Here is a 23,312-nt window from a genome sequence, read left to right as displayed (position 1 = left end):
ATGAGTACTCCCCTCGCTCCAACCTTACGCGGTCAATGTATCGCCGAGTTCCTCGGCACTGCCCTGCTCATCTTCTTCGGTACCGGTTGCGTGGCCGCGGCGAAGGTCGGCGGTGCGACGCTTGGCTTGTGGGAAATCAGCATCATCTGGGGCGTCGGCGTGAGCATGGCGGTCTATCTCGCCGCCGGGGTCTCCGGCGCGCACCTCAGCCCTGCCGTCACCATCGCCCTCTGGCTGTTCGGCGGTTTCGAAAGACGCAAGGTCCCGGCCTACATCCTGGCCCAGGTTGCCGGCGCCTTCTGCGGCGCGGCGCTGGTCTACGGCCTCTACAGCAGTCTGTTTTTCGATTATGAACAGGCGCACCACATGATCCGCGGCAGCCAGGCGAGCCTGGAGTTGGCCGGCGTCTTTTCCACCTATGCCAATCCTTCGCTGTCGATCGGTCAGGCCTTCCTGGTGGAAACCGTCATCACGGCTATCCTACTGGCGATGATCATGGCCCTCACCGACGACGGCAACGGCCTGCCCCGCGGCCCGCTGGCACCCCTGTTGATCGGCCTGCTGATCGCCGTGATCGGCGGCTCCATGGGTCCGCTGACCGGCTTCGCCATGAACCCGGCACGGGATTTCGGGCCGAAGCTGATGACCTTCTTCGCCGGCTGGGGCGAAATCGCCTTCACCGGTGGCCGCGACATCCCCTACTTCCTGGTGCCGATCTTCGCGCCCATCGTCGGGGCCTGCCTGGGCGCCGCCGGTTACAAGGCGCTGATCTGCCGACACCTCCCCGGCCTGGCCTCGGGCGCCTGCGACGTGCCGGCCAAGGCCGAGGCTGCCGCCCCTGAAGTCTCCAGCGCTTCCAAAGCGTCCTGATCGCTGCGAATCACAATAAGGAATACGACCATGACCGACCAGAACAAGCAGTACATCGTCGCGCTCGACCAGGGCACCACCAGTTCCCGTGCCATCGTGCTGGATCGCAACGCCAACGTGGTGACCATCGCTCAACGCGAATTCGCGCAGATCTATCCGCAAGCCGGCTGGGTCGAGCATGATCCGATGGAAATCTGGGCCACCCAGAGTGCCGTCTTCGTCGAAGCCCTGGCCCAGGCCAGTATCAGCAACGACCAGGTAGCCGCCATCGGCATCACCAACCAGCGCGAAACCGCCATCGTCTGGGACAAGACCACCGGCCGCCCCATCTACAACGCCATCGTCTGGCAGAGCCGCCAGAGCACCGCGATCTGCGACCAGCTCAAGCGTGATGGCATGGAAGACCATATCCGCAAGACCACCGGTCTGGTGATCGACCCCTACTTCTCCGGTACCAAGATCAAGTGGATCCTCGACCATGTCGAGGGCAGCCGTGAACGCGCCCGTCGCGGCGAGCTGCTGTTCGGCACCGTGGACACCTGGCTGATCTGGAAGATGACCCAGGGCCAGGCCCATGTGACCGACTACACCAACGCCTCGCGCACTCTGCTGTTCGATATCCACAAGCGCGAGTGGGACGCCACCATGCTGGAGGTGCTGGATATCCCCCGCGAGATGCTGCCGGAGGTGAAGTCCTCTTCCGAGGTCTATGGCCAGGCGCATCTGGGTAGCGGCCAGACCACCGGCATCCCCATCGCGGGTATCGCCGGCGACCAGCAGGCGGCGCTGTTCGGCCAGATGTGCGTAGAGCCCGGCCAAGCCAAGAACACCTACGGCACCGGCTGCTTCCTGCTGATGAACACGGGTGAAAAAGCCGTGCAGTCCCAGCACGGCTTGCTCACCACCATCGCCTGCGGCCCGCGCGGCGAGGTCAACTATGCCCTGGAAGGCGCCATCTTCAATGGCGGCTCCACCGTGCAGTGGCTGCGTGACGAACTCAAGGTGATCAACGATTCCCTGGATTCGGAATACTTCGCCACCAAGGTGACCGACAGCAACGGCGTCTACCTGGTACCCGCCTTCACCGGCCTGGGCGCCCCCTATTGGGACCCCTATGCCCGCGGTGCGCTGTTCGGGCTGACCCGCGGCGTCAAGGTCGACCACATCATCCGGGCCACCTTGGAATCCATCGCCTTCCAGACCCGTGATGTGCTGGATGCCATGCAGCAGGATGCCGGCGAGGCGCTCAAGTCGCTACGCGTCGACGGTGGCGCCACCGCCAACAACTTCCTGATGCAGTTCCAGGCGGATGTCCTCGGCACCCACGTCGAGCGCCCGGTAATGAAGGAGACCACCGCCCTGGGCGCCGCCTACCTGGCGGGCCTGGCTACCGGCTTCTGGAGCAGCCTGGACGAACTGCGCAGCAAGAGCACCATCGAGCGCGTCTTCGAGCCGGCCTGCGATCCGAGCAAGCGCGATCATCTCTACAAGGGCTGGAAGAAGGCGGTCGAGCGCACCCGCGGCTGGGCACTCGACTGAGTCGAAGCTGATCCGGACGCTGCCGGCATCTGCCTGATGGCGTTCCTGACGACACCCAACCAGACCGGCGTCTTCCGACGCCGGTCTTGCTTTGCGCGACAAGCGCTTTTCACTGGTAAAGACCTCCGGCATCCTCTGTGAATTTACTCGATCACCTCAAGGAAGCCGCAATGAGCCTGGCGCCTCGCCAACAGCAGATTCTCGAACTGGTCCGTGAGCGCGGCTACGTCAGCATCGAAGAACTGGCGCAACATTTCTCCGTCACCCCCCAGACCATCCGTCGCGACATCAACCAGCTCGCCGAAGCCGGCCTGCTGCGTCGTTACCATGGCGGCGCCGCCCATGATTCCAGCGTGGAAAACACCGAGTACAGCATGCGTGCCGGCCAGATGCGCGAAGAGAAGCGCCTGATCGCCGAAGCCGTGGCCGCCGCGGTGCCCGACCATGCCTCGCTGTTCATCAACATCGGCACCACCACCGAAGCCATCGCCCATGCCCTGCTCGGGCATCGTAGCCTCAAGGTCATCACCAACAATCTGCACGTGGCGAACATCCTCAGCGCCAAGGACGACTTCGACGTCCTCATCGCCAGCGGCAAGGTACGCAGCGATGGTGGCGTGGTCGGCCAGGCCACCGCCGACTTCATCAAGCAGTTCAAGGTCGACTACGCCCTGGTCGGCATCAGCGGCATCGACGAGGACGGCACCCTGCTGGACTTCGACTACCAGGAAGTCTGCGTCTCCCAGGCCATCATCCACAACGCCCGCCAGGTGTTTCTCGCCGCCGACTCCAGCAAGTTCGGCCGCAACGCCATGATTCGCCTGGGCAGCCTGGAGCAGATCGACCACCTCTTTACCGAGCGGGAGCCCTCCCCGGCCTTTGCCCGCTGTCTGAGGGAGTGGCAGGTGAAGGTGGAAGTGGCACGTCCGCGCTGACGCCCCTGGCGACGACCATTCGTCGCCAAACCTTCGCATGTATTCGTTTTTTTTCGTTTTAGCGGTCTCAGAAGAGGAGTCCAGCTAGAACAGGCATTTTCTCTGGGCTATTATGTTCGAAACCGAATAATTATGTTCGTTTCAAAGGAGGCTCCATGGCCCAGGCACCTAGCGCAACTTCTCCTACCTACGATCTCGCCGTGATTGGCGGCGGCATCAATGGCGTGGGCATCGCTGCCGATGCTGCGGGCCGGGGGCTGTCGGTGTTCCTTTGCGAACGTGACGATCTGGCGAGCCATACCTCCTCCGCCAGCAGCAAGCTGATCCACGGCGGTCTGCGCTATCTCGAGCACCACGAATTCCGCCTGGTGCGGGAAGCCCTCGCCGAACGTGAGGTGCTACTGGCCAAGGCGCCCCATATCGTCAAGCCAATGCGCTTCGTGCTGCCGCATCGACCGCATCTGCGTCCGGCCTGGATGATCCGTGCCGGCCTGTTCCTTTATGACCATCTGGGTAAGCGGGAAAAGCTACCGGGCTCCCGTGGTCTGAAGTTCGACGCCCACGGACCGCTCAAGGCCGAGATCAAGCGCGGTTTCGAATACTCCGACTGCTGGGTGGACGACGCCCGCCTGGTGGTGCTCAATGCCATGCAGGCACGGGAGAAAGGTGCCGAGATCGTCACCCGCACCCGCTGCGTCAGCGCGCGCCGCGTGGACGGCCAGTGGGAAGTGGAACTCGAGGGGCCGGCAGGTCGCCAACAGATTCGCGCCAAGGCCCTGGTGAACGCCGCCGGCCCCTGGGTAGCCAGCTTCATCCGCCAGGATCTGCAACAGAAGTCGCCCTATGGCATTCGCCTGATCCAAGGCAGCCACGTCATTGTGCCCAAGCTGTACGAAGGCGAGCAGGCCTACATTATGCAGAACGAAGATCGTCGCATCGTCTTCGCCATTCCCTATCTCGGCCAGTACACCATGGTCGGCACCACGGATCGTGAATACCAGGGCGACCCGGCCAAGGTGGCCATCACCGAGCAGGAAATCGACTACGTACTGGGCGTGGCCAATGCGCACTTCCGCAAACAGCTCAGCCGCGACGATGTGCTACACAGCTTCTCCGGTGTTCGTCCGCTGTGTGACGACGAATCGGACAATCCTTCCGCCATTACCCGCGACTACACCCTGTCGTTGGCCGAAGAACAGGGTGCACCCCTGCTCTCGGTATTCGGCGGCAAGCTGACCACCTATCGCAAGCTCGCCGAATCGGCGATGGCTCAGTTGCAGCCCTACTTCCCCACCTTGGGCGGCAGCTGGACCGCCATGGAGCCGTTGCCCGGCGGCGAAGCCATGACCACGCCCCAGGCACTGACGCGCGAATTGCTGGACAAGGTCAGCGGCCTGACGCCTGCCCTGGCACAGCGTTGGGCGACCACCTACGGCAGCCGGGTCTGGACGCTACTGGGCGATGCCCGCTCGGTAGACGAGCTGGGTAACGTGCTGGGCGCCGACCTGCACGTACGCGAGGTGGAATACCTGCAACGTCACGAATGGGCGACCAGCGCCGATGACATCCTCTGGCGACGTACCAAGCTGGGCCTCACCTTCACCGCGGCCGAGCGTTCGGCGCTGGAAGCCTTCCTCGCCCACTCCACACCGCTGATCCAGGCCGCCAAGGGCAGCAACGCTGCCTGATCACCGACAGTACTGACTGGAGCCTCCTTCGACGTTCCGGTCAGTTGCGTAAACGGCGATCTGAGACGGCGCCAACTTCGGGCATAGGCAGCAACATGAAAAACGTTCATGATGAGCTGTCACTCTCTGTGCCCGAGCCATGTTCGAACTCCGCCATCTCAAGACCCTGCACGCGTTACGCGAATCCTCCAGTTTGGTGGAAGCTGCAGAGCGCCTGCATCTGACGCAGTCCGCCCTCTCGCACCAGTTCAAGGAGCTGGAAGAGCGCCTAGGCACGCCCCTGTTCATCCGCAAGACCAAGCCCATCCGCTTCACCAGTGCCGGCCTACGCCTGTTGCAGACCGCCGATGCGGTGCTGCCCCATCTGCGCAGCGCGGAGCGGGACCTGGCACGCCTGGTCGGGGGCACGGCGGGCCGGCTGCACATGGCCATCGAATGCCACAGCTGTTTCCAGTGGCTGATGCCCACCATCGATCAATTTCGTGATTCCTGGCCGGAAGTGGAGCTGGACCTGGCGTCAGGCTTCTCTTTTGCCCCCCTGCCGGCGCTGGCGCGGGGCGATCTGGATCTGGTGGTGACGGCTGATCCGGTGGACCTGTCCGGGGTGACCTATGTGCCGCTCTTCACCTACGAGGCCCTGCTGGCGGTAGCCAACCAGCATCCCCTGGCGCAGCGTGCCTACATAGTGCCCGAGGACCTGGCCCAGGAAACCCAGATCACCTATCCGGTGGAACGGGACCGTCTGGACATCTTCACCCGCTTCCTCGATCCGGCCGATGTCGAGCCGCTGTCGATTCGCACGGCGGAGATGACGGTGATGATGCTGCAACTGGTGGCGTCGGGCCGTGGCGTCTGCTGCCTGCCCAACTGGGCGATCCACGAATACAGTTCGCGCGGCTACGTCACGGCGCGGCGGCTGGGCGAGAAAGGTCTCTATGCCACGCTCTACGCGGCGATCCGCGAAGACATGCTGGAGGCGCCTTTCATGCAGGATTTCCTGCTGACGGCCAAGGACACCTCCTTCGCCACGCTCGAAGGGGTCAGCAGCGCGCGCTGAACCGGCGCGCTGCCATTCGGCCCTACTTGCTGTTGCCACCCGGGAAGCCGGCGAATCTCTTGTTGAAGCTCGAGACGCGACCTTCGACCTTCATCTGGCGCTGCTCACCAGTGTAGATGGGGTGGGAGGCACTGGACACGTCGAGGCTGATATAGGGGTAGGTCTGGCCCTCGTACTCCTGGGTACGGTCGCTCTCGGCAGTGGAGCGGATCAGGAAGTAGGTGTCCGAGGTGGTGTCATGGAACAGCACCGGACGATAGTTGGGATGGATACCGGGTTTCATATAGCGTCTCCTGCTTTGGGCACCTGTGACGGAATGTCCTCGGCGCGCCCAATAAAGATACATTATAACATATATCAGAAGCTCTTGCAGCCCTGCCTGTGACGTCAGCGACAGCTCTGGGCCTTGCCATGGAACCATCCGCCGCGCTTGGGGCTCGTAACCTGAGGCCCTGACTGGCGGCAGCTCCACGTTCCATGAGACCCGTCGCCGGTCGATGCGTGCGGCCAGGCCGCTGGCTTCCGGCAGACGACCTGCCCTCCCCCGGCCCCTGGCCGCACGCCCAAAGCCCTGCATTGGCTTCTCAAGGATCACGAGAAGTCCACACGCATCGGATGCGCACGCCGAGTCCGGGACTGGACTCGATGCGCCGCATCCCAAGGATTCAAGAGGCACAGAACCATGTGCGGCATCGCCGGAGAGCTTCGTTTCGATCATCAACCCGCAGCCCTGAGCGCGGTGGAGCGCATCACCCATCGCCTGGACCAGCGTGGACCCGACGCCTGGGGCTTCCACAGCCAGGGACCGGTCGCCCTGGGCCATCGGCGGCTGAAGATCATGGATCTGGCGGAAGCCTCGGGCCAACCCATGATCGAGCCCGAACTGGGCCTGGCCATGGTGTTCAACGGCGCCATCTACAACTACCCGGAATTGCGCAGCGAGCTCGAAGCCAAGGGTTATCGCTTCCATTCCGGTGGCGATACCGAGATCCTGCTCAAGGCCTACCATGCCTGGGGCAAGGACATGCTACCCAAGCTCAACGGTATGTTCGCCTTCGCCATCTGGGAGCGCGATAGCGGCCGGCTGTTCATCGCCCGCGACCGCCTGGGCATCAAGCCGCTGTACCTGTCGCTCACCGACCAGCGCCTGAGATTCGCCTCCAGCCTGCCGGCGCTACTGGAGGCCGGAGATATCGACACCCGCATCGATCCGGTCGCCCTCAACCACTACCTGAATTTCCATGCCGTGGTCCCGGCCCCGCGTACCATCCTGCAGGGGGTGCAGAAGCTGCCACCGGCGACCTGGATGACCTTCGACGCCTCCGGTAAGCAACAGCAGGAAACCTGGTGGAACCTGGACTACGGTCCCCACGAGGACGAACGCCGCTTCACCCTGGATGACTGGGCAGAGCGCGTCCTGCACGGCCTCAAGGATGCCGTGGCGATTCGTCAACGGGCCGCGCGGGAAGTGGGCGTGCTGCTGTCCGGCGGTGTTGACTCCAGCCTGCTGGTCGGCCTGCTGCACGACTCGGGCGTCAAGGACCTGCTGACCTTCTCCATCGGCTTCGAAGATGCCGGTGGCGAACGTGGCGATGAATTCCAGTACTCGGACCTGATCGCCAATCACTACGGTACCCGCCACCGCCAACTGCGCATCGCCGAAGACGAGATCATCCAGCAGTTGCCGCGGGCCTTCTCCGCCATGAGCGAGCCCATGGTGAGCCATGACTGCATCGCCTTCTACCTGCTGTCGCGGGAGGTCTCCAAGCACTGCAAGGTGGTGCAGAGCGGCCAGGGTGCGGACGAGCTATTCGCCGGCTACCACTGGTATCCCCAGGTGCATGGCGCCGCCGATCCCTTCGCCGCCTATCGTGCCGCCTTCTTCGACCGGGACTACGCCCAGTACACCGCTACCGTGCAGGCCGGTGTGCGCCTGGAGGAAGATGCTGCCGAAGCCTTCGTCCGCCAGCACTTCGCCAAGCCGGGTGCAAGTGCCGGAGTCGACAAGGCCTTGCGTCTGGATAGCACCGTGATGCTGGTGGACGACCCGGTCAAGCGGGTCGACAACATGACCATGGCCTGGGGCCTGGAAGCCCGGGTGCCCTTCCTCGACTATCGCCTGGCCGAACTCTCGGCACGCATCCCCGCCGAGTTCAAGCTGGGCGATGGCGGCAAGCAGGTACTGAAAGCGGCGGCGCGCAAGGTCATTCCCCATGAGGTGATCGACCGGCCCAAGGGCTATTTCCCGGTGCCGGGCCTCAAGCACCTGGAAGGCAATACTCTCACCTGGGTCCGCGAACTGCTGCTGGACCCCAGCCAGGATCGCGGCCTGTTCGAGACCGCCGAGATCGATCGCCTGCTGACCAATCCGGCGGATCGCATCACGCCCCTGCGTGGCTCCAAGCTCTGGCAACTGGCGGCGCTCAACCTCTGGCTGAGCGAACACGGACTGTGAGGGTGCAAGACGCATGAAAGCCACGAGCTACAACCAACGCCTCCAGCGCGCCCAGACACCCTCCTACGAACGTCTGCAGGCGCGCCTGGCGGAAGGCGACCATCCCGACTGCCAGCCGCTGTGCCTGCACTGTGGCTGGGGCCGGTTGCTGGTGGGCCACACCTATCCCGACCCCGCCAGCCTGGCCAAGGAGCTGCTGGCCGAAACGCCGGGCGAGCGCGACATCGCCCTCTACGTCGCGGCGCCGCACCAGGTGCTGGCCCAGGCGCCGCAGCAGCTGTTCCTCGATCCTTCGGATACGCTGCGCCTCTGGTTCAGCGACTATCGCCCCGCCCGCCGCATCTACCGCGGCTTTCGTATTCGCCGTGCCTGCTCCGAACAGGACTGGAGCGAGATCAACCGCCTCTACCAACAGCGCCACATGCTGCCAGTGGATACCGAGCGCCTCACGCCCCGGCACAAGGGCGGCCCGGTCTATTGGCTGGCGGAAGACGACGACAGTGGCGCCATCATCGGCTCGGTGATGGGCCTGAATCACGTCAAGGCCTTCCAGGACCCCGACGGCGGCTCCTCGCTCTGGTGCCTGGCGGTCTCGCCGGACTGCAGTCGTCCCGGCGTCGGCGAGGCGCTGGTCCGCCATCTGGTCGAACACTACGCCAGTCGCGGCCTGGCCTACCTGGACCTGTCGGTGCTGCACGACAACCAGCAGGCCAAGCGCCTCTACGACAAGCTGGGCTTCCGCCCGCTGCAGACCTTCGCCATCAAGTGCAAGAACGGCATCAACCAGACGCTGTTCCTCGGCCCCGGCCCGGGCGCCGATCTCAATCCCTACGCCCGGATCATTGTCGACGAAGCCCTGAGACGCGGCATAGAAGTCCAGGTGGACGACGCCGAAGGCGGCCTCTTCACCCTTATCCAGGGCAACCGGCGCATCCGCTGCCGCGAATCCCTCACCGACCTCACCTCTGCCGTTACCATGACCCTCTGCGCCGACAAGGTGCTGACCAGTCGCACCCTGGCCCGTGCCGGGCTGCGGGTGCCGGAGCAACGGCTGGCAGGCACTGACGACGAGAACGCCGCCTTCCTGGAGAAGCATGGCGCCCTGGTGGTCAAGCCGGTCAACGGCGAGCAAGGCAAGGGCGTGGCCGTGGATATTCGTGACGCCGAGCACCTCGCCGCCGCCATCCAGGCGGCTCGTCGCTACGATGATCGTGTATTGCTGGAGAGCTTCCACCAAGGCCTCGACCTGCGCGTGGTGGTGATCGGCCACGAGGTAGTGGCCGCGGCCATCCGCCGGCCGGCGGAAATCGTCGGTGACGGCCAGCACAGCGTCAGAGAATTGATCGAAGCCCAGAGTCGCCGGCGCCAGGCCGCCACCGGCGGCGAGTCGCGCATCCCCATGGACGAGGAAACCGAGCGGGCCATCCGCGGCGCCGGCCATGATTGGGACAGCGTGCTACCCACCGGGACCCACCTGGCGGTACGCAAGACCGCCAACCTGCACACCGGCGGCATCCTCGAAGACGTCACCGACAGTCTCCATCCGGTGCTGGCCGACGCCGCCATTCAGGCGGCCCGGGCACTGGATATCCCGGTCACCGGCATGGACCTGCTGGTCCCCGCCGCTGACTCGCCCGACTACGTCATCATTGAAGCCAACGAAAGACCGGGCCTGGCCAACCACGAACCGCGCCCCACCGCCGAACGCTTCATCGACCTGCTGTTCCCGCTGTCCCGGGAGGTTCCGCTATGACCCAACTACCCGAACCAGATCTGGATTACCTGCGCAAGGTCCTGCTGGACATGCTGGCGATCCCCAGTCCCACCGGCTTCACCGACACCATCGTCATGTACGTCGCCGAGCGGCTCAACGAACTCGACATCCCCTTCGAGCTGACCCGCCGCGGCACCATCCGCGCCACCCTCAAGGGCCACAAGGAAAGTCCGGATCGCGCGGTCTCCGCGCACTTGGACACCATCGGTGCCATCGTGCGCGAGATCAAGGACAACGGCCGCCTGGGCCTGGCCGCGGTCGGCCACTGGTCGAGTCGCTTCGCCGAAGGCAGCCGCGTCAGCCTGTTCACCGACGATGGCACCCTGAGGGGTAGTGTGCTGCCGCTACTGGCGTCCGGGCATGCCTTCAACACCGAGATCGACAAGATGCCGGTGAGCTGGGACCACATCGAACTACGACTGGACGCCGTGACCAAGAGTCGCCACGAGACGGAGCAACTGGGCGTGCAGATCGGCGATTTCGTCGCCTTCGATCCCCTGCCGGAATTCACCGACAGCGGCTATATCAGCTCGCGCCATCTCGACGACAAGGCCGGTGTCGCGGCCCTGCTCACCGCATTGAAGATGCTCAAGGAATCTGGCCAGACGCCACCGATCGACTGCCATCCGCTGTTCACCATCACCGAGGAAGTCGGCTCGGGTGCGGCGGGTGCCCTGCCCTGGGACGTCAGCGAATTCGTCGGCATCGACATCGCCCCGGTGGCACCGGGGCAACGTTCCGACGAGCACCGCGTCAGCGTGGCCATGCAGGATTCGGCGGGCCCCTATGACTATCACCTGTCGCGGCACCTGCTGCGGCTGGCCGAGCGCAACGACATCCCGGTACGGCGCGACCTGTTCCGCTACTACTACAGCGATGCCCACTCGGCGATCAGCTCCGGGCAGGACGTAAGGGTCGCCCTGCTGGCCTTCGGCTGCGATGCGACCCATGGCTACGAGCGCACCCATATCCTCAGCCTGGCCGCACTCAGCCAGCTGCTGACCGGCTACATCCTCAGCCCGCCGGTGTTCGACAGCGATGCCCAGCCCGCCGATAGCTCCCTGGAGCGCTTCGGCCACCAGTTGCTGCCGGAAGACACCCACCTAGACAACCAGACGCAGCTGCCGCCGCTGGAAGAGGTCGTCGGCGACGGCAGCAAGTAGCGTTCGAGTACGGCGCCTGGGGTATCCTGGGCGCCTTTTTTCAGGCAGTTCCCAATGATCATTCCCCACGACCAGCTCGCCGCCGCCACCCTCGACAATCTGCTGGAAGACTTCGTCACCCGCGACGGCACCGATAACGGTGACGATACGCCCTTGGCGACCCGCACCCAGCGTGCCCGTCGGGCATTGGAAACCGGCGAGGCCGTGATCCTCTTCGATCCGGACAGCACCCTCTGCCAGTTGGTGCTGCGCCGCGACGTGCCGCGCGAACTGCTGGACGACTAAACCGCCCCTCCGGCAAGCTTGCTGGCCTTTCCAGCCAGCAGCCCCCTATGCGCCTAGACGACCTCGGCCCTCGGTTATGCATCCTGGGGCCTTCCAACAGTGGCAAATCCACCCTGGCCGACGCCATAGGCCGGGCGCGCGACCTGCCGGTGGTACATCTCGATCAGCTTTACCACCTGCCCAATACCGACTGGCAACCACGGCCGACGGTGGAGTTCATCGCCTTGCACGACGCCGCCATCCAGGCGCCACGCTGGGTCCTGGACGGTAACTACAGCAGCTGCCTGCCGCAACGCTTGGCGCAGGCCACCGGCCTGATCCTGCTGGACGCTCCGACCCCGCTCAGCCTGCTGCGCTATCTAAGGCGTTGCTGGTTCGACCAGGACAGGTGTGGCGCCCTGGAAGGTGGCCGGGACAGCGTCAAATGGCAGATGCTGCAGTACATCGTCGGCACCGCCCGGACCAACCGACAGCGCTACCGCCAGTTGTACGCCAGCCTGGAGCTGCCGCGCCTGGCGTTGGGGCCTGCCGAGCTCGATGCCTTCTATCATCGCGAAGGCCTGGAGCGATAAGCGCTCGTCTCGAGCAGCTATCAGGTGGTAGCGCGCGGCACCAACAGGATCACCAAGGCTCCCGCCACGCACAGCAGCCCTCCGGCCAGGTCCGTCCAGGTCGGCCGGGTGCGTTCGACCAGTGCCAGCCAACCCAGGGACGCCACGACATAGATACCGCCGTAGGCGGCATAGGCCCGCCCCGCGTAGGCTGCCTCGATCCGCGTGAGCAACAACGCGAAGAGCACCAGGCTGGCCAGTCCCGGGGCTATCCACCAGGGGCTGCGATCCAGCCGCAGCCAGAGCCAGAAGGCGTAGCAGCCGGCGATCTCGAACAGCGCTGCCAGTAGAAACCAGAGGTAGTTCAGCATCGCGCGGTACCGTCCTCCTGGCGATAGGGCAACGCCTCGGCAGCTTGGCGCGCATAGGCACGGACCCCGGCGCGCTCCTGGTCGAGAAAGTCCGCCACCGCCTCTCGCAGGCCCGGATGCACCAGGTAGTGCCAGGAGTGGGTGAGGGTCGGCTCGAAGCCGCGAATCAGCTTGTGCTCGCCCTGGGCCCCGGCGTCGAAGCGCTGCAGCCCTTCGGCGATGGCGTACTCGATACCCTGGTAGAAGCAGGTCTCGAAATGAAGGCAGTCGAACTCCTGTAGGCAGCCCCAGTAGCGGCCGTAGAGGGTCGTTTCATCCTTGAGATAGAAGGCCATGGCCACGGGCCGATTGCCTTGGTGGACGAGCACCACGCGGATGGCCTGGGGCAGGCGCTCGGCCAGCAGGCTGAAGAAGGCCCGCGTCAGGTAGGGATCCTGGCCGCGCACCTCGTAGGTATTGGCGTAGCAGGCATAGACGAAATTCCACTCCGCTTCGCTCAACTCGCTCCCCGTGCGCCAATCGAAATTCACGCCGAGGCCGGCCACCTGATCGCGCTCCTTGCGCAGTTGCTTGCGCTTGCGCGAGGTCAGGGCCGCGAGGAAATCGGCGTAGTCCCGGTAGCCGCGGTTGTGCCAGTGAAACTGACAGCCGATACGCGCCAGCCAGCCCTCGCGATTCCGGAGCAGGTCGTCGGCCTTGGGATCGGTGAAGTTGACGTGCAGGCTGGACAGCTCCAGACCGGCCAGGCTGCCCGTGGTGGCGTCGAGCAGGGTCGCACAGGCGGCCGGCTCACCCAGCAGGCGCGCGCCCTGCACCGGCGAGAAGGGCACGGCAGCCAGCAGCTTGGGATAGTAGTCGATCCCGGCGCGGCGGCAGGCATCCGCCCAGGCCCAGTCGAAGACGTATTCGCCATAGGAGTGCAGCTTGAGATAAGCCGGCATCGCGGCCAGCAGCTGTCCCTCGGCGTCCTTGAGGATCTGGTGCGCCGGCTGCCAGCCGGTACCCTTGCCGAGGCTACCGCTGTCTTCCAGGGTGGCGAGGAACTCATGGCGTAAAAACGGCTGGTCGTCCGCCAGCAGCGCGTTCCACTGGTCCGCGGGCAATTGGGCCAGGCTGTGCAGATACTCGACGATCATCCCACTCCCCTCGCTTGGACTCGACGTACAGGTCTAACACAGTTGAGCGCCGCGATGGGCATCTGGGAAAGACCCTGACGACTGGCTTTCGTGCGGACGAAAAAAAACCGCCGTGAGGCGGTTTCCTTCGAGTGTGGCGTCCCCTAGGGGACTCGAACCCCTGTTACCGCCGTGAAAGGGCGGTGTCCTAGGCCACTAGACGAAGGGGACGAAACCTTCTACCGATTTCCCCCGCAGGCGAAACCGAAATTTGGTGGAGCTAGACGGGATCGAACCGTCGACCTCTTGCATGCCATGCAAGCGCTCTCCCAGCTGAGCTATAGCCCCGTCGGTCAGGACGGGGCGCATGTTAAGAGGCCTCGTCCTCACTGTCAACACCAAAAAGCAAAAAAGCTGCTAGTAACAGACACTTATGCCCTGCTCCGGTCAAATCGCCCGGGACAGGGCCGCGCGTTGGGCGCGTGCCGCCAACAGATAGGCGAACTTGCCATCGCTGGCTGACAGCTTGCGCAGAACCTTCTTGTCCAGGGCGCGATAGGCACCCATTTCCAGCGCCGTACGTCCCGAGCTGCCGATCACCATACCGGGATTGGCCACCATCAGTCTGGCGGCCTGCTCCACGGCTTTGGCGTAGCTCTTGCGGTCGTTCAGGTCGTCATCCTGTAGCGGCAGCAGCATGCGCAGCCACTCGGCCCAATAGAACTCGAGGAACTCCGAGGGCAGGACCCGGCCGTCAGGCGTGCGCGGTTTGTCGTAGCCGATCTGCCGGGTGAAATACACCAGGGCCCGGTAGGGATCGTTCGCCATGGCGTTCAAGCCGAGGGACAGGGGCAACTGCTCGGGGAGGATCGGCCGGCCCTGGAGGTCCTTAAGCCAGGCCTTGCGCTCGTCGAGCAGGCGAATCCAGAACTCCGCCGGGCTGGCGCTCTGGCTGAAGTCATCGGTCACCCGCACCCAGACCCAGGTGTCGGGACCACCCCCGGGCTGCTCCCAGAAGGCGGAAAAGGTGTGATGGCCATCGGTGAGATAGGGCTGCTGCCCCGGCCCGATGACGACGGTCTTCATCTCGTCGGGATAACTGCCGGGAGGCCGGGCACCCAGGCTGTCGTCCGCCGAGCGCAGGGTGGTGGCGGGCTGGAAGCCACCGCTCAGATGCTGGCCGTTGGCTTCGCAGTAGTCGTCGAACAGCTTGCGCCGGTCGCTGGCGTACTTGCCGAGCTTATAAAGCACCTGGTCGTGACCGATGGCGGGCTGGGTGGGGCGCAGCTGTCGCAGCTGTACCCTAAGCAGGTGTCCTGGCTGCACGTGGCCTCCCTATTTCTCGCAGACGTCTTCCCAGGTCCGACAACGGTCGGCCAGGGAAGACTCCTGCCGCCGATCAGACCTTGCGCAGCACCACGCTGCCGATGGAGTAACCGGCGCCGAAGGAACTGAGCACCCCCAGGCTACCGCTGGCCAGGTCTTCATGATGCAGATGCAGCGCGATGACCGAACCGGCCGAGCTGGTATTGCCGTAGGTATCCAGAATCACCGGTGCCTCGCCGGCCTCGGGCTCGCGCCCCAGCAGACGTTTGACGATCAGGTGGTTCATCGCCAGGTTGGCCTGGTGCAGCCAGAAGCGCGAGACCCGCTCAACCGGAATGTCCAGTTCGGCCAGGTGATTGGCGATCAACTCAGCCACCAGCGGGCAGACTTCCTTGAACACCTTGCGGCCTTCCTGGACGAACAGCTTGTCCGGGTTGCTCATGCCCTCCTCCGCCGCCCGGTTGAGGAAACCGAAGTTGTTGCGGATGTTGTTGGAGAACTGGGTGAAGAGGCGCGTGCCGAGGATCTCGAAGCGGTGCGCCGAGGTCGCCTGGCCGGCGCGCTCCACCACCAGGGCGGTGGCGGCGTCGCCGAAGATGAAGTGACTGTCGCGGTCGCGGAAATTCAGGTGGCCGGTGCAGATTTCCGGATCTATCACCAGCACCGCCCGCGCCTGGCCCAGTTGCACGGCGTTGGCGGCGGTCTGCAGGCCGAAGGTCGCCGAGGAACAGGCGACGTTCATGTCGAAGCCGTAGCCCTGGATACCCAACGCAGCCTGGACCTCGATGGCGACCGCCGGATAGGGACGCTGCAGGTTGGAACAGGCGACGATGACGCCATCGATGTCGGCAGCGGTCCGCCCGGCACGCGCCAGGGCCTCGCGGGCCGCGGCGACGCCCATCTCGCAGAGGATCGAAGGCTCGTCGTTGCTGCGCTCGGGGATGCGCGGCACCATGCGTGCCGGGTCGAGGATGCCGGCCTTGTCGACCACGTGGCGACTGCGGATGCCGGAGGCCTTCTCGATGAAGGCGGCGCTGGACTCCGGCTGGGGGGCCAGGGTGCCCTGGGCGATGGCTTCGGCATGCTCGGCATTCCACTGGCCAGCCCACTGGTTGAAGGAGGCAACCAGTTCGTCGTTGGAGATGCTTTCGGGCGGCGTATAGAGCCCACTACCGCTGATGACCGCGTGCTGCACGGCTATTCCTCTTGTTGTCAGGATGACGCCGTGCCAGTTTGCCGTAAATCGGGGGTGGACGCCCGTGCAATCTCAGCGCCGGTTGGCCGCCTCGGCCGCCCGCAGCACGTCGCTGCCCACCTCGCTTTCGTATTTCTTGATCAAGGGCGCCACCGCCGCCCGCCAGGCCTCGCGCTCTACCGGTGTCTGCACCAGGATCTTGCTGGTGTTGGCGGCCACCACACGCTCGCGGGCCTTGGCATTGATGGCTTCCGCATCGCGGTTCACCGAGAGCGTCACCTCGTCGAGGATGGCTTCCAGCTCCGCGCGGATGCCGAACGGCAAGCCATTCCAGAAGCTGGTATTGGTGATGACCATGTAGGTCAGGAAGCTGTGGTTGTCTTCGACGATATAGGGCTGGACGGTGTTGAGCTTCTGTCCCAGCAGGTTGGACCAGGGATTCTCCGCGCCCTGCACCTTGCCGGTCTGCAGCGCCGCGTAGACCTGGGAGAACGGTAGCTTGACCGCCTGAGCACCTAGTTGCTGGAAATAGGCGGCGAGAACGTCGGACGATTCGACGCGAAAGGTCAGGCCCTTGAGGTCGGCCGGGGTCCGGATATCACGGGTGGCGGAAAGCTGCCGACCGCCGTTGTTCCAGTAACCGAGTCCGGTGATGCCGTGCGTTACCAGGCTGCCGAGCAATTCGCGGCTCTTGTCGCGGCGCTGGAAGCGCTTGACCGCATCCAGGTTGTCGAACAGATAGGGGAGATCATAGACCTGCAGCCCCTTGGCCATGCCATTGAGCTTGGACACCGACGGCGCGAGCAGCTGCACCCGGTTGGTTTTCAGGGCTTCGAGTTCGTCGGCATCGCCCACCAGGGTGGAGTTGGGATAGACCTCGATCTTCACCTGCCCACCCAGCCGCTCCTGCACGAGCTTCTGGAACTGCAGCGCACCGCGCCCCTTGGGAGTGTCGTCGTTCACCACATGGGCGAACTTGATGACGACGGGGTCGGCGAGCACCGGCCAGGCGGCGCCACCGAGCAGCATGCCGGCCAGGGCAGCGAAGAAGATCTTGATCATGGGAATCCCTGCGATTGACGGTCCATCAGGTCGCACGCCAGCGCACGAGTGGTGCGGTTGCGACGCCCTCACCTTAGCAGCCACGGGACGGGATGCTGATCAACGGGACGGGCTAGTACGACGAATGTGCCGGAAAGCAGGATCAAGGGTAAAAAAGCGCCGTGAGAACGGCGCCAGAAAATGATCAGGGCGAAATGGGATCACTGGCGGGAAAGGTTTCCTCGACGGATTCGTCGAGCTGCTCTTCGCTCACCTCGTCTTCGTCGTCGACGGGCGGATCCTGGGATTGTTGCTGGGCGAATACGGTGTTCATGGCGCTTCTCCGGGCGATGCTTGGCGGAATGACCAGGCAGGAAAGCCTGCCCTTCTGGTTAGTCCCGGCGATGCAGGCGGACGTTCAGCTCGTCGACGATCGGCGCCCAGTCGGCGTCCTCCATGATCTCGTCCTTCAGGAAGGCCTTTTGCGCGGGCGACCAGAAGTCCGCTTCCGATACCTTCACCGCTTCCGGCAGCGGGGAGTGACTGGCGATGAAGGCATCTATGCTGGCAGGGTCCGAATCGAGACCCAGTTGTTCGAACAGTGTCGTCAGGTCGTGAACGGGCAATTCCATGGCGGTCTCCAGGTAGGTGTCGAACGGTAAGACTTGGCATCTAGAAAGACGTCAGCCTCAAGCGGTTCCCCGGCCTTAATAATTCCTTCAGCGTCACGCCTTAAGGTTGGCCCACGTTCACCCCAACCAGGGCCTTTGCCATGTCGCTTGTCTCCTCCTCGATCCAGTTCACCCCCGCGACGCGTCGCATCCTCGTCACCGGTGCCACCGGTTTTCTCGGCGGCGCCGTCACCCAGCGCCTGCTGGAACTGGGCCACGTCGAGGGGCTGAGGTTCCTGGTCCGCGCGGCCAACCAGGCGGAAGGCCTGGAGCGCCTCCTGCAGAATCTGCGCATGCACGATGTCGACGAGCGTCTCGCCGCCCTGCTGCAGCCCGAGCAGATCCTCTGTGGCGACCTGCTGGACACCCAGTGGATCGACGCGGCCCGCCCGCAGCTGACGGCGCTGGACGAGGTCATCAATTGCGCGGCGGTGGCTTCCTTCTCGCGTAACCCGAAAATCTGGCCGGTCAACGTCGACGGCACCTTCGCCCTCGCCGAGGCCTGCGCCCAGTCCAAACGCCTGAAGCGCTTCCTGCACGTGAGCACCGCCATGGCCTGTGGGCCCCAGCGCCAGTCGCCGGTCGCCGAGACCTGGGATTTCCCGGAGCCCGAGCAACAGCTGGTGGACTACACCGCCTCCAAGGCCGCCATCGAGCTGAAACTGCGCAACGAACTGCCGCAGCTGCCGCTGGTGGTCGCCCGCCCGTCCATCGTGGTCGGCCATCGCCGCTCCGGCTGCAAGGCCTCGGGCAGCATCTTCTGGGTATTCCGCATGGGCTTCGCCCTGGAGCGCTTCACCTGCGGCCTCGACGAGCAGATCGACGTCATCCCGGTGGACTATTGCGCCGAGGCGCTGGTGGAGCTGGCCCTGAAGCCCGCGCTGAACCATAGCCTCTACCACATCTCTGCCGGACACGCCGGCGCCTGCACCTTCGGCGAGATCGACCAGGCCTATGCCGGCGCCATGGGCGATGCCCCGGTGGGCGAGCGCTATCGCCAAGTGGACAGTGCCGACCTCAAGGAGCTGGCGGCGGACTTCAACGAGCGCATCGGTCCAGCCAACCCGCGGCTGGTGTTGCGTGCCCTGAAGCTCTACGGTGGCTTCGCCGACCTGAACTACCTGTTCGACAACCAGCGCCTGCTGGAGGAAGGCATTGCCGCCCCGCCCCGCTTTACCGACTACCTGGACGTTTGCGTGAATTCCTCCCGCGACATCAGCATTCCCGCCCAGATGCAGTGGGACTTCAAGTAACCCTGCCGGCACTGTGAAATCTTTTGTAAAACTCTTCTAAAGCCCCCACCAGAGCTGCCGATAGCCTGGTGGCGGGTTGTGTCTAGGGTAGGTCGATGGAAGCGACTGTAGCCGCTTTCTCGATCCGCTCGAATCCCGCGGACCTTTCACTCCGGGGATAGAACAATGACAATCCTGCAACGTGTCGCCGGCGGTTTCGGCCTCTTGCTCCTGGTACTGCTCGGCATCGTCGCGGTCAGCTACCGCAGTACCGCCTCGATCCAGGATCGCCTTGCGGTCATCACCAATCAGTCCGCCCCTCTTGGCCGCACCACCAGTGAACTCGGTGTGCGTATTCTCAGCGCCAACCAGGCCATCCTGAGCCTGCTGGCCGTCCGCAGCGAGGCGGACGTCGCCGTCTCCCTCAAGACCTTCGATGAACAGATCAAGCGCTACGAAGAAGCGCTCGGCCAGATTCCGGCATTGCTCGAAGGTTATCCGCAGCTGGCTGCCACCCTGCAGCAGGAAAAACAACTGGGTCAGGCCTATGCGGACCAGGGCCGTCAGCTGGCGCGGTTGCAGCAGGAGGTCCTGGCGGCACGGGACAAGGTCCTGACGCTACAGGGCTATGCCACCCCCGAAGGTGATCGCCTGGCGCGTTACCTGCAAAGTTATGCCGCGCGGCTGAAGGCTACCGACGGCGCCGAAGCGGCGCGTTTGGCCGAGCTGCTGCTGGTGGAGACGGCCAAGGCCTATGGCGGATTCGCCACCCAGGCGATCAAGCCGGACCAGGCCCAGCTGGAGCGTACCCTCAAGGGGCAGACCGACGTGATCCGCGACCGACTCAAGGCCCTGGCCGAGGCCGACCCTCGGGCGGCCCGCTATGTCGGGGTGATGGTCACCGGCCTGCTACACGAACTCGAAGCCCCGGATGGGCTCTATGCGGCCTACCGCCAGCAGGACGCCCTGCAGACGCGCCTCAATACCCAGCGCCAAAGCACCGAGCAGGCGCTGAACGCCGTACTGGCAAAACTGGGAGAACTCAGTACCCAGGCCGTGGACATGGCGTCCCAGAGCAAACAGGACACCGATGCGACCGTACATGCCAGCCGCCTGGTGCTGCTCGCCGCCAGCGCCGCCGCGGTGGCCGCTGCCCTGTTGATCGGCCTGTGGGTAGCGCGCGGCCTGCGTCGTCCGCTACGGCGCTTCCGCGAAGCCCTGCGTCAGGTCACCGCCGGTGATCTACGGGTGCGCTTCGATACCGGCAGCCGGGATGAATTCGGCGAGTTGGGCGGCTATCTCAACGAACTGACCGAGATGCTGCGCGGCACCTTCGGTGAGCTGACCCGATCCGCCGATGACCTGGCGAGTACCGCCGACACGAACGCGGCCGTCAGTAGCCGTACCACGGCGGCCGTGCAGGCTCAGACCCAGCACCTGGAGTCGACGTCCTCGGCGATGACCCAGATGGAAAGCACTGTCCAGGAAGTCGCCCGGCGTGCCCACGAGACCCGCGAAACCGTCGACCAGACACTTGGCCTCACCCAGCGCGTGCAGGCCACGGTCAGCGACACCATCAGCGGCATCCAGCAGCAGGCCGAACAGATCCAGCGCGCCGCCAGCGCCACCCACGAACTGCAGGGGTATGGCCAGAACATCGACGGCATCGTCGATGCCATTCGTACCATCGCCGAACAGACCAACCTGCTGGCCCTCAATGCCGCCATCGAAGCGGCCCGCGCTGGCGAGCAGGGCCGTGGCTTCGCTGTGGTGGCGGACGAGGTGCGCTCCCTGGCCAGCCGGACCCAGGGTTCCACCAGCGAAATCCAGCAGATGATCGAGCAGATGCAGCAGAAGATTCAGTCGGTGGTGAGCGTCATGGGCACCAGCCAGGCGCTATCGGACGACTGCGTGCAGCGTGCCTCCGGCTCCCAGCAGGCGCTGCAGGTGATGAGCGAGGCGGTGGCGACCATCCGCGAGATGAACGTGCAGATCGCGACCGCCACCGAGGAGCAGAGCGCCACGGTGCAGGAGACCAGCCGCATGATGGTACACATCAGCAATGCCGCCACCCAGGTGGCCCAGGGCGCGGAGGACACCGCGCGCAGCAGTGACGGCCTGGCGCGGATGGCCCAGGCACAGCGCCAACTCCTGCATCGCTTCAGCGTCTGAAGGGACCTTGCCATGACTCCTATTCGTTTCCGCTCCCTGCTCGTCGCCGTCCTCGCCGGCACCTGGCTGGTCCCGACCTTTGGGGCGACGCCCCTGATCGGTATCGCCAGTGCCAAGAGCGACAACTTCCAGAACCTGTTGCGCAGCAGCATGGAACAGCATGCCAGCCAGCTCGGCGCCGATACCTTCGTGATGGATGCCAACAACGATCCGGTCCTGCAGCAGCGTCAGGTGCGCAACCTGATCGCCGCCAAGGTCGATGCCCTCATCGTGGTGCCGAGCGTCATCAGAGCCGCGCCGGACCTCCTGCGCGAGGCGACGACCGCCGGCATTCCCATCGTGCTGCTCAATCGCCAATACCTGCCCGAGCAATGGCCAGCCAAGGCCGCCTATGTCGGCTCCAACGAGCTGGAGTCCGGCACCCTGCAAATGGAAGAGCTCGCGCGGCGGGCGCACTATCGGGGCAAGGTGGCGATCCTGGTAGGCGACCCCGACAATCCGTCCTCGCGGATGCGTACCGAGGACGTGGAGAAGGTGGTGGCCAAGTATCCCGAGATGCAGGTGGTACAGAAGACCACCGCCAACTGGGAGCGCAACCAGGCCACCGATGCCGTCACCGACTGGCTGAAGAAGGGCGTGGCCTTCGACATCATCGCCGCCAACAACGACGAGATGGCCCTGGGCGCCATTCGTGCCCTGGAAAAGGCGGGCAAGAATCCCAAGGACACCCTCATCGGCGGCATCGACGCCACCCCCGAGGCGCTACAGGAACTGCGCTCCGGCAAGCTGGCGGTGACCGTGCTGCAGGATGCCAAGGGCCAGGGCGGTACCGCTATCGACGTGGCCCTGGCCATGGCCCAGGGCCAGCCGGTAGCGGAACACGTCAGCTGGATTCCCTTTCGTCTGATGACGTCCGACAGTCTCGAACAATCTCAGTGACCGAGGCGTAGCCACCGCGGGCATCGCGCAGCATGGTGCGCAGATTGCCCTCGATGGTGGTGCAGATGGTGCCCATGGTGATCTGGTGGCGACTGCGCTGAAAGGGGCTCTGCAGATCGGTGCCGACCTTCTCCAGGGCCAGGAACATGAAGCCCACTACGGTGGACGCCAATGGCGTGTACCACTCGAGGCTTTCCACCAGGCCGATGGGCATCAGCACGCAGAACAGGAAGATGAACAGCCGGGGGAAGTTGACGTAGGGATAGGGCAAGGGCGTATTGGCGATACGCTCCATGCCGCCCTGCCAGTTGGACATGTCGACGAAGGTCGCCTCAAGGCGCTCCAGGCGGATGCTGTCCAGTCGTCCCGCGCGATACTCAAGGGCGATGAGGTTGGCCGAGCCGCTCAGGATGGCGTTGGCGAAGTTGTTGGTTTCCTTGCGCATCGCCCACTCTTCCTTGCCCAGGTAGTTGCGGACCTCCTTGGGCAGCGGATCGCCGCTGAGCTGGCAGGCCAGGCAGCGCACATAGGCGAGGTGGCGCTCGATCAGCACCGTCTTGATGGCGTTGAACTGCTCGTCGCCGTCGTCGATCAGCGTCAGCACCTGACGGCCGAAGCTGCGCGAGCTATTGACCATGCCACCCCAGAGGGTGCGCGCCTCCCACCAGCGCTGGTAGGCGCTGGTGTTGCGAAAGCTGGTGAGCACGATGAGCGCCGAGCCGATCAGGGTCAGCGGGATATTGGGCAGTTGGGCACGGTGGTCGACGAAGATCATGTAGTCGACGGTCACGGCGATGTCCCAGAGCAGTAGCCAGAACACCGACCAGCCGACATAGGAGAAGGTCTGCCGAAGGAAGGTCACTTTGCGGTCGATAAAACCCACGTTGATATCCCTTGTCGCCTGAAGGAGAAGGTGCCCGCATACGAACCCAG

General features: G+C 64.6%; 22 protein-coding genes and 2 tRNA genes. 13 read left to right on the top strand and 11 right to left on the bottom strand.

Features of this window, described 5'->3' with window-relative positions; translation table 11 throughout:
- The 5 genes from QZ471_RS13135 to metR all read left to right on the top strand — a co-directional run bounded on the left by QZ471_RS13135 (position 1) and on the right by metR (position 6,089).
- Positions 1 to 870: an MIP/aquaporin family protein gene (locus QZ471_RS13135; protein ID WP_295464362.1), complete on the top strand. Its 870-nt coding sequence runs from the start codon at positions 1 to 3 to the stop codon at positions 868 to 870.
- Positions 871 to 900: 30 nt separating this feature from the next.
- Positions 901 to 2,409, top strand: a complete 1,509-nt coding sequence (gene glpK / locus QZ471_RS13130) for a glycerol kinase GlpK (RefSeq protein ID WP_295464360.1) — start codon at positions 901 to 903, stop codon at positions 2,407 to 2,409.
- Between the two features lie 170 nt (positions 2,410 to 2,579).
- On the top strand, positions 2,580 to 3,344 hold the full coding sequence (locus tag QZ471_RS13125) for a DeoR family transcriptional regulator (protein ID WP_295464358.1): 765 nt from the start codon (positions 2,580 to 2,582) through the stop codon (positions 3,342 to 3,344).
- Between the two features lie 155 nt (positions 3,345 to 3,499).
- A complete protein-coding gene (gene glpD / locus QZ471_RS13120; RefSeq protein ID WP_295464356.1) occupies positions 3,500 to 5,032 on the top strand; it encodes a glycerol-3-phosphate dehydrogenase in 1,533 nt (510 codons plus the stop codon).
- A 139-nt stretch (positions 5,033 to 5,171) separates the two neighbouring features.
- Complete coding sequence (gene metR / locus QZ471_RS13115) at positions 5,172 to 6,089, top strand: transcriptional regulator MetR (RefSeq protein ID WP_295464354.1); 918 nt, start codon at positions 5,172 to 5,174, stop codon at positions 6,087 to 6,089.
- A gap of 22 nt (positions 6,090 to 6,111) precedes the next feature.
- On the opposite strand, the gene QZ471_RS13110 is transcribed toward metR, so the two are convergent.
- On the bottom strand, positions 6,112 to 6,372 hold the full coding sequence (locus QZ471_RS13110) for a type B 50S ribosomal protein L31 (RefSeq protein ID WP_059227567.1): 261 nt from the start codon (positions 6,370 to 6,372) through the stop codon (positions 6,112 to 6,114).
- 399 nt (positions 6,373 to 6,771) lie between these two features.
- Here QZ471_RS13110 and QZ471_RS13105 point away from each other — a divergent pair, with 399 nt between their 5' ends.
- Genes QZ471_RS13105 through QZ471_RS13085 form a run of 5 tightly spaced genes read left to right on the top strand, consistent with a single transcriptional unit; the run spans position 6,772 to position 12,338 of the window.
- Positions 6,772 to 8,544: an N-acetylglutaminylglutamine amidotransferase gene (locus tag QZ471_RS13105; RefSeq protein ID WP_295464351.1), complete on the top strand. Its 1,773-nt coding sequence runs from the start codon at positions 6,772 to 6,774 to the stop codon at positions 8,542 to 8,544.
- Between the two features lie 13 nt (positions 8,545 to 8,557).
- A complete protein-coding gene (ngg, locus tag QZ471_RS13100) occupies positions 8,558 to 10,297 on the top strand; it encodes an N-acetylglutaminylglutamine synthetase (RefSeq protein WP_295464349.1) in 1,740 nt (579 codons plus the stop codon).
- On the top strand, positions 10,294 to 11,481 hold the full coding sequence (locus QZ471_RS13095) for an osmoprotectant NAGGN system M42 family peptidase (protein WP_295464347.1): 1,188 nt from the start codon (positions 10,294 to 10,296) through the stop codon (positions 11,479 to 11,481). Before ngg ends, QZ471_RS13095 begins: the two co-directional genes overlap by 4 nt.
- Before the next feature lie 54 nt (positions 11,482 to 11,535).
- Entirely contained in the window at positions 11,536 to 11,766 is a 231-nt protein-coding gene (locus QZ471_RS13090; RefSeq protein ID WP_295464346.1) for a YheU family protein, read from the top strand.
- A 47-nt stretch (positions 11,767 to 11,813) separates the two neighbouring features.
- Complete coding sequence (locus QZ471_RS13085; RefSeq protein ID WP_295464344.1) at positions 11,814 to 12,338, top strand: hypothetical protein; 525 nt, start codon at positions 11,814 to 11,816, stop codon at positions 12,336 to 12,338.
- A 20-nt stretch (positions 12,339 to 12,358) separates the two neighbouring features.
- Here QZ471_RS13085 and QZ471_RS13080 read toward each other — a convergent pair whose 3' ends face one another.
- The 9 genes from QZ471_RS13080 to QZ471_RS13040 form a co-directional block, all read right to left on the bottom strand.
- Complete coding sequence (locus tag QZ471_RS13080; protein WP_295464342.1) at positions 12,359 to 12,688, bottom strand: YnfA family protein; 330 nt, start codon at positions 12,686 to 12,688, stop codon at positions 12,359 to 12,361.
- Positions 12,682 to 13,824 (bottom strand): GNAT family N-acetyltransferase, encoded by a 1,143-nt coding sequence (locus QZ471_RS13075; RefSeq protein ID WP_295464340.1) that lies wholly within the window; start codon positions 13,822 to 13,824, stop codon positions 12,682 to 12,684. The genes QZ471_RS13080 and QZ471_RS13075 overlap by 7 nt, the downstream gene beginning before the upstream one ends.
- Positions 13,825 to 13,958: 134 nt before the next feature.
- Positions 13,959 to 14,034: transfer RNA gene (locus QZ471_RS13070), tRNA-Glu, on the bottom strand.
- Positions 14,035 to 14,075: 41 nt separating this feature from the next.
- Positions 14,076 to 14,151: transfer RNA gene (locus QZ471_RS13065), tRNA-Ala, on the bottom strand.
- A 99-nt stretch (positions 14,152 to 14,250) separates the two neighbouring features.
- Positions 14,251 to 15,129 (bottom strand): ParB/Srx family N-terminal domain-containing protein, encoded by an 879-nt coding sequence (locus tag QZ471_RS13060; protein WP_295464338.1) that lies wholly within the window; start codon positions 15,127 to 15,129, stop codon positions 14,251 to 14,253.
- A gap of 73 nt (positions 15,130 to 15,202) precedes the next feature.
- Complete coding sequence (locus tag QZ471_RS13055; protein WP_295464336.1) at positions 15,203 to 16,324, bottom strand: beta-ketoacyl-ACP synthase III; 1,122 nt, start codon at positions 16,322 to 16,324, stop codon at positions 15,203 to 15,205.
- Positions 16,325 to 16,396: 72 nt separating this feature from the next.
- Positions 16,397 to 17,386, bottom strand: a complete 990-nt coding sequence (locus tag QZ471_RS13050; protein ID WP_295464334.1) for a DctP family TRAP transporter solute-binding subunit — start codon at positions 17,384 to 17,386, stop codon at positions 16,397 to 16,399.
- A 184-nt stretch (positions 17,387 to 17,570) separates the two neighbouring features.
- Complete coding sequence (locus QZ471_RS13045; RefSeq protein ID WP_295464332.1) at positions 17,571 to 17,699, bottom strand: hypothetical protein; 129 nt, start codon at positions 17,697 to 17,699, stop codon at positions 17,571 to 17,573.
- Positions 17,700 to 17,757: 58 nt separating this feature from the next.
- Positions 17,758 to 17,997: a DUF2789 domain-containing protein gene (locus QZ471_RS13040; protein ID WP_295464330.1), complete on the bottom strand. Its 240-nt coding sequence runs from the start codon at positions 17,995 to 17,997 to the stop codon at positions 17,758 to 17,760.
- 140 nt (positions 17,998 to 18,137) lie between these two features.
- Here QZ471_RS13040 and cprA point away from each other — a divergent pair, with 140 nt between their 5' ends.
- The 3 genes from cprA to QZ471_RS13025 all read left to right on the top strand — a co-directional run bounded on the left by cprA (position 18,138) and on the right by QZ471_RS13025 (position 22,379).
- Positions 18,138 to 19,289: a cationic peptide resistance protein CprA gene (cprA, locus tag QZ471_RS13035; RefSeq protein WP_295464328.1), complete on the top strand. Its 1,152-nt coding sequence runs from the start codon at positions 18,138 to 18,140 to the stop codon at positions 19,287 to 19,289.
- Between the two features lie 165 nt (positions 19,290 to 19,454).
- The gene (locus tag QZ471_RS13030) at positions 19,455 to 21,440 is read left to right on the top strand and encodes a methyl-accepting chemotaxis protein (protein ID WP_295464326.1); all 1,986 of its coding nucleotides are present in this window, start codon (positions 19,455 to 19,457) and stop codon (positions 21,438 to 21,440) included.
- Between the two features lie 12 nt (positions 21,441 to 21,452).
- Positions 21,453 to 22,379 carry a substrate-binding domain-containing protein gene (locus tag QZ471_RS13025; protein ID WP_295464324.1) on the top strand — a complete coding sequence of 309 codons (927 nt, stop codon included), beginning with the start codon at positions 21,453 to 21,455 and terminating at the stop codon, positions 22,377 to 22,379.
- Here QZ471_RS13025 and QZ471_RS13020 read toward each other — a convergent pair.
- Positions 22,324 to 23,262 carry a bestrophin family ion channel gene (locus QZ471_RS13020; protein WP_295464322.1) on the bottom strand — a complete coding sequence of 313 codons (939 nt, stop codon included), beginning with the start codon at positions 23,260 to 23,262 and terminating at the stop codon, positions 22,324 to 22,326. The two genes, QZ471_RS13025 and QZ471_RS13020, sit on opposite strands and share 56 nt — an antisense overlap.
- Positions 23,263 to 23,312: the final 50 nt, after the last annotated feature.

Origin of the sequence: uncultured Pseudomonas sp. (genome assembly GCF_913774235.1) — a bacterium.
GTDB lineage: Bacteria > Pseudomonadota > Gammaproteobacteria > Pseudomonadales > Pseudomonadaceae > Chryseomonas.
The sequence above is the reverse complement of the archived record's forward strand: the minus strand, read 5'-3'. Positions and strand labels throughout refer to the sequence as shown.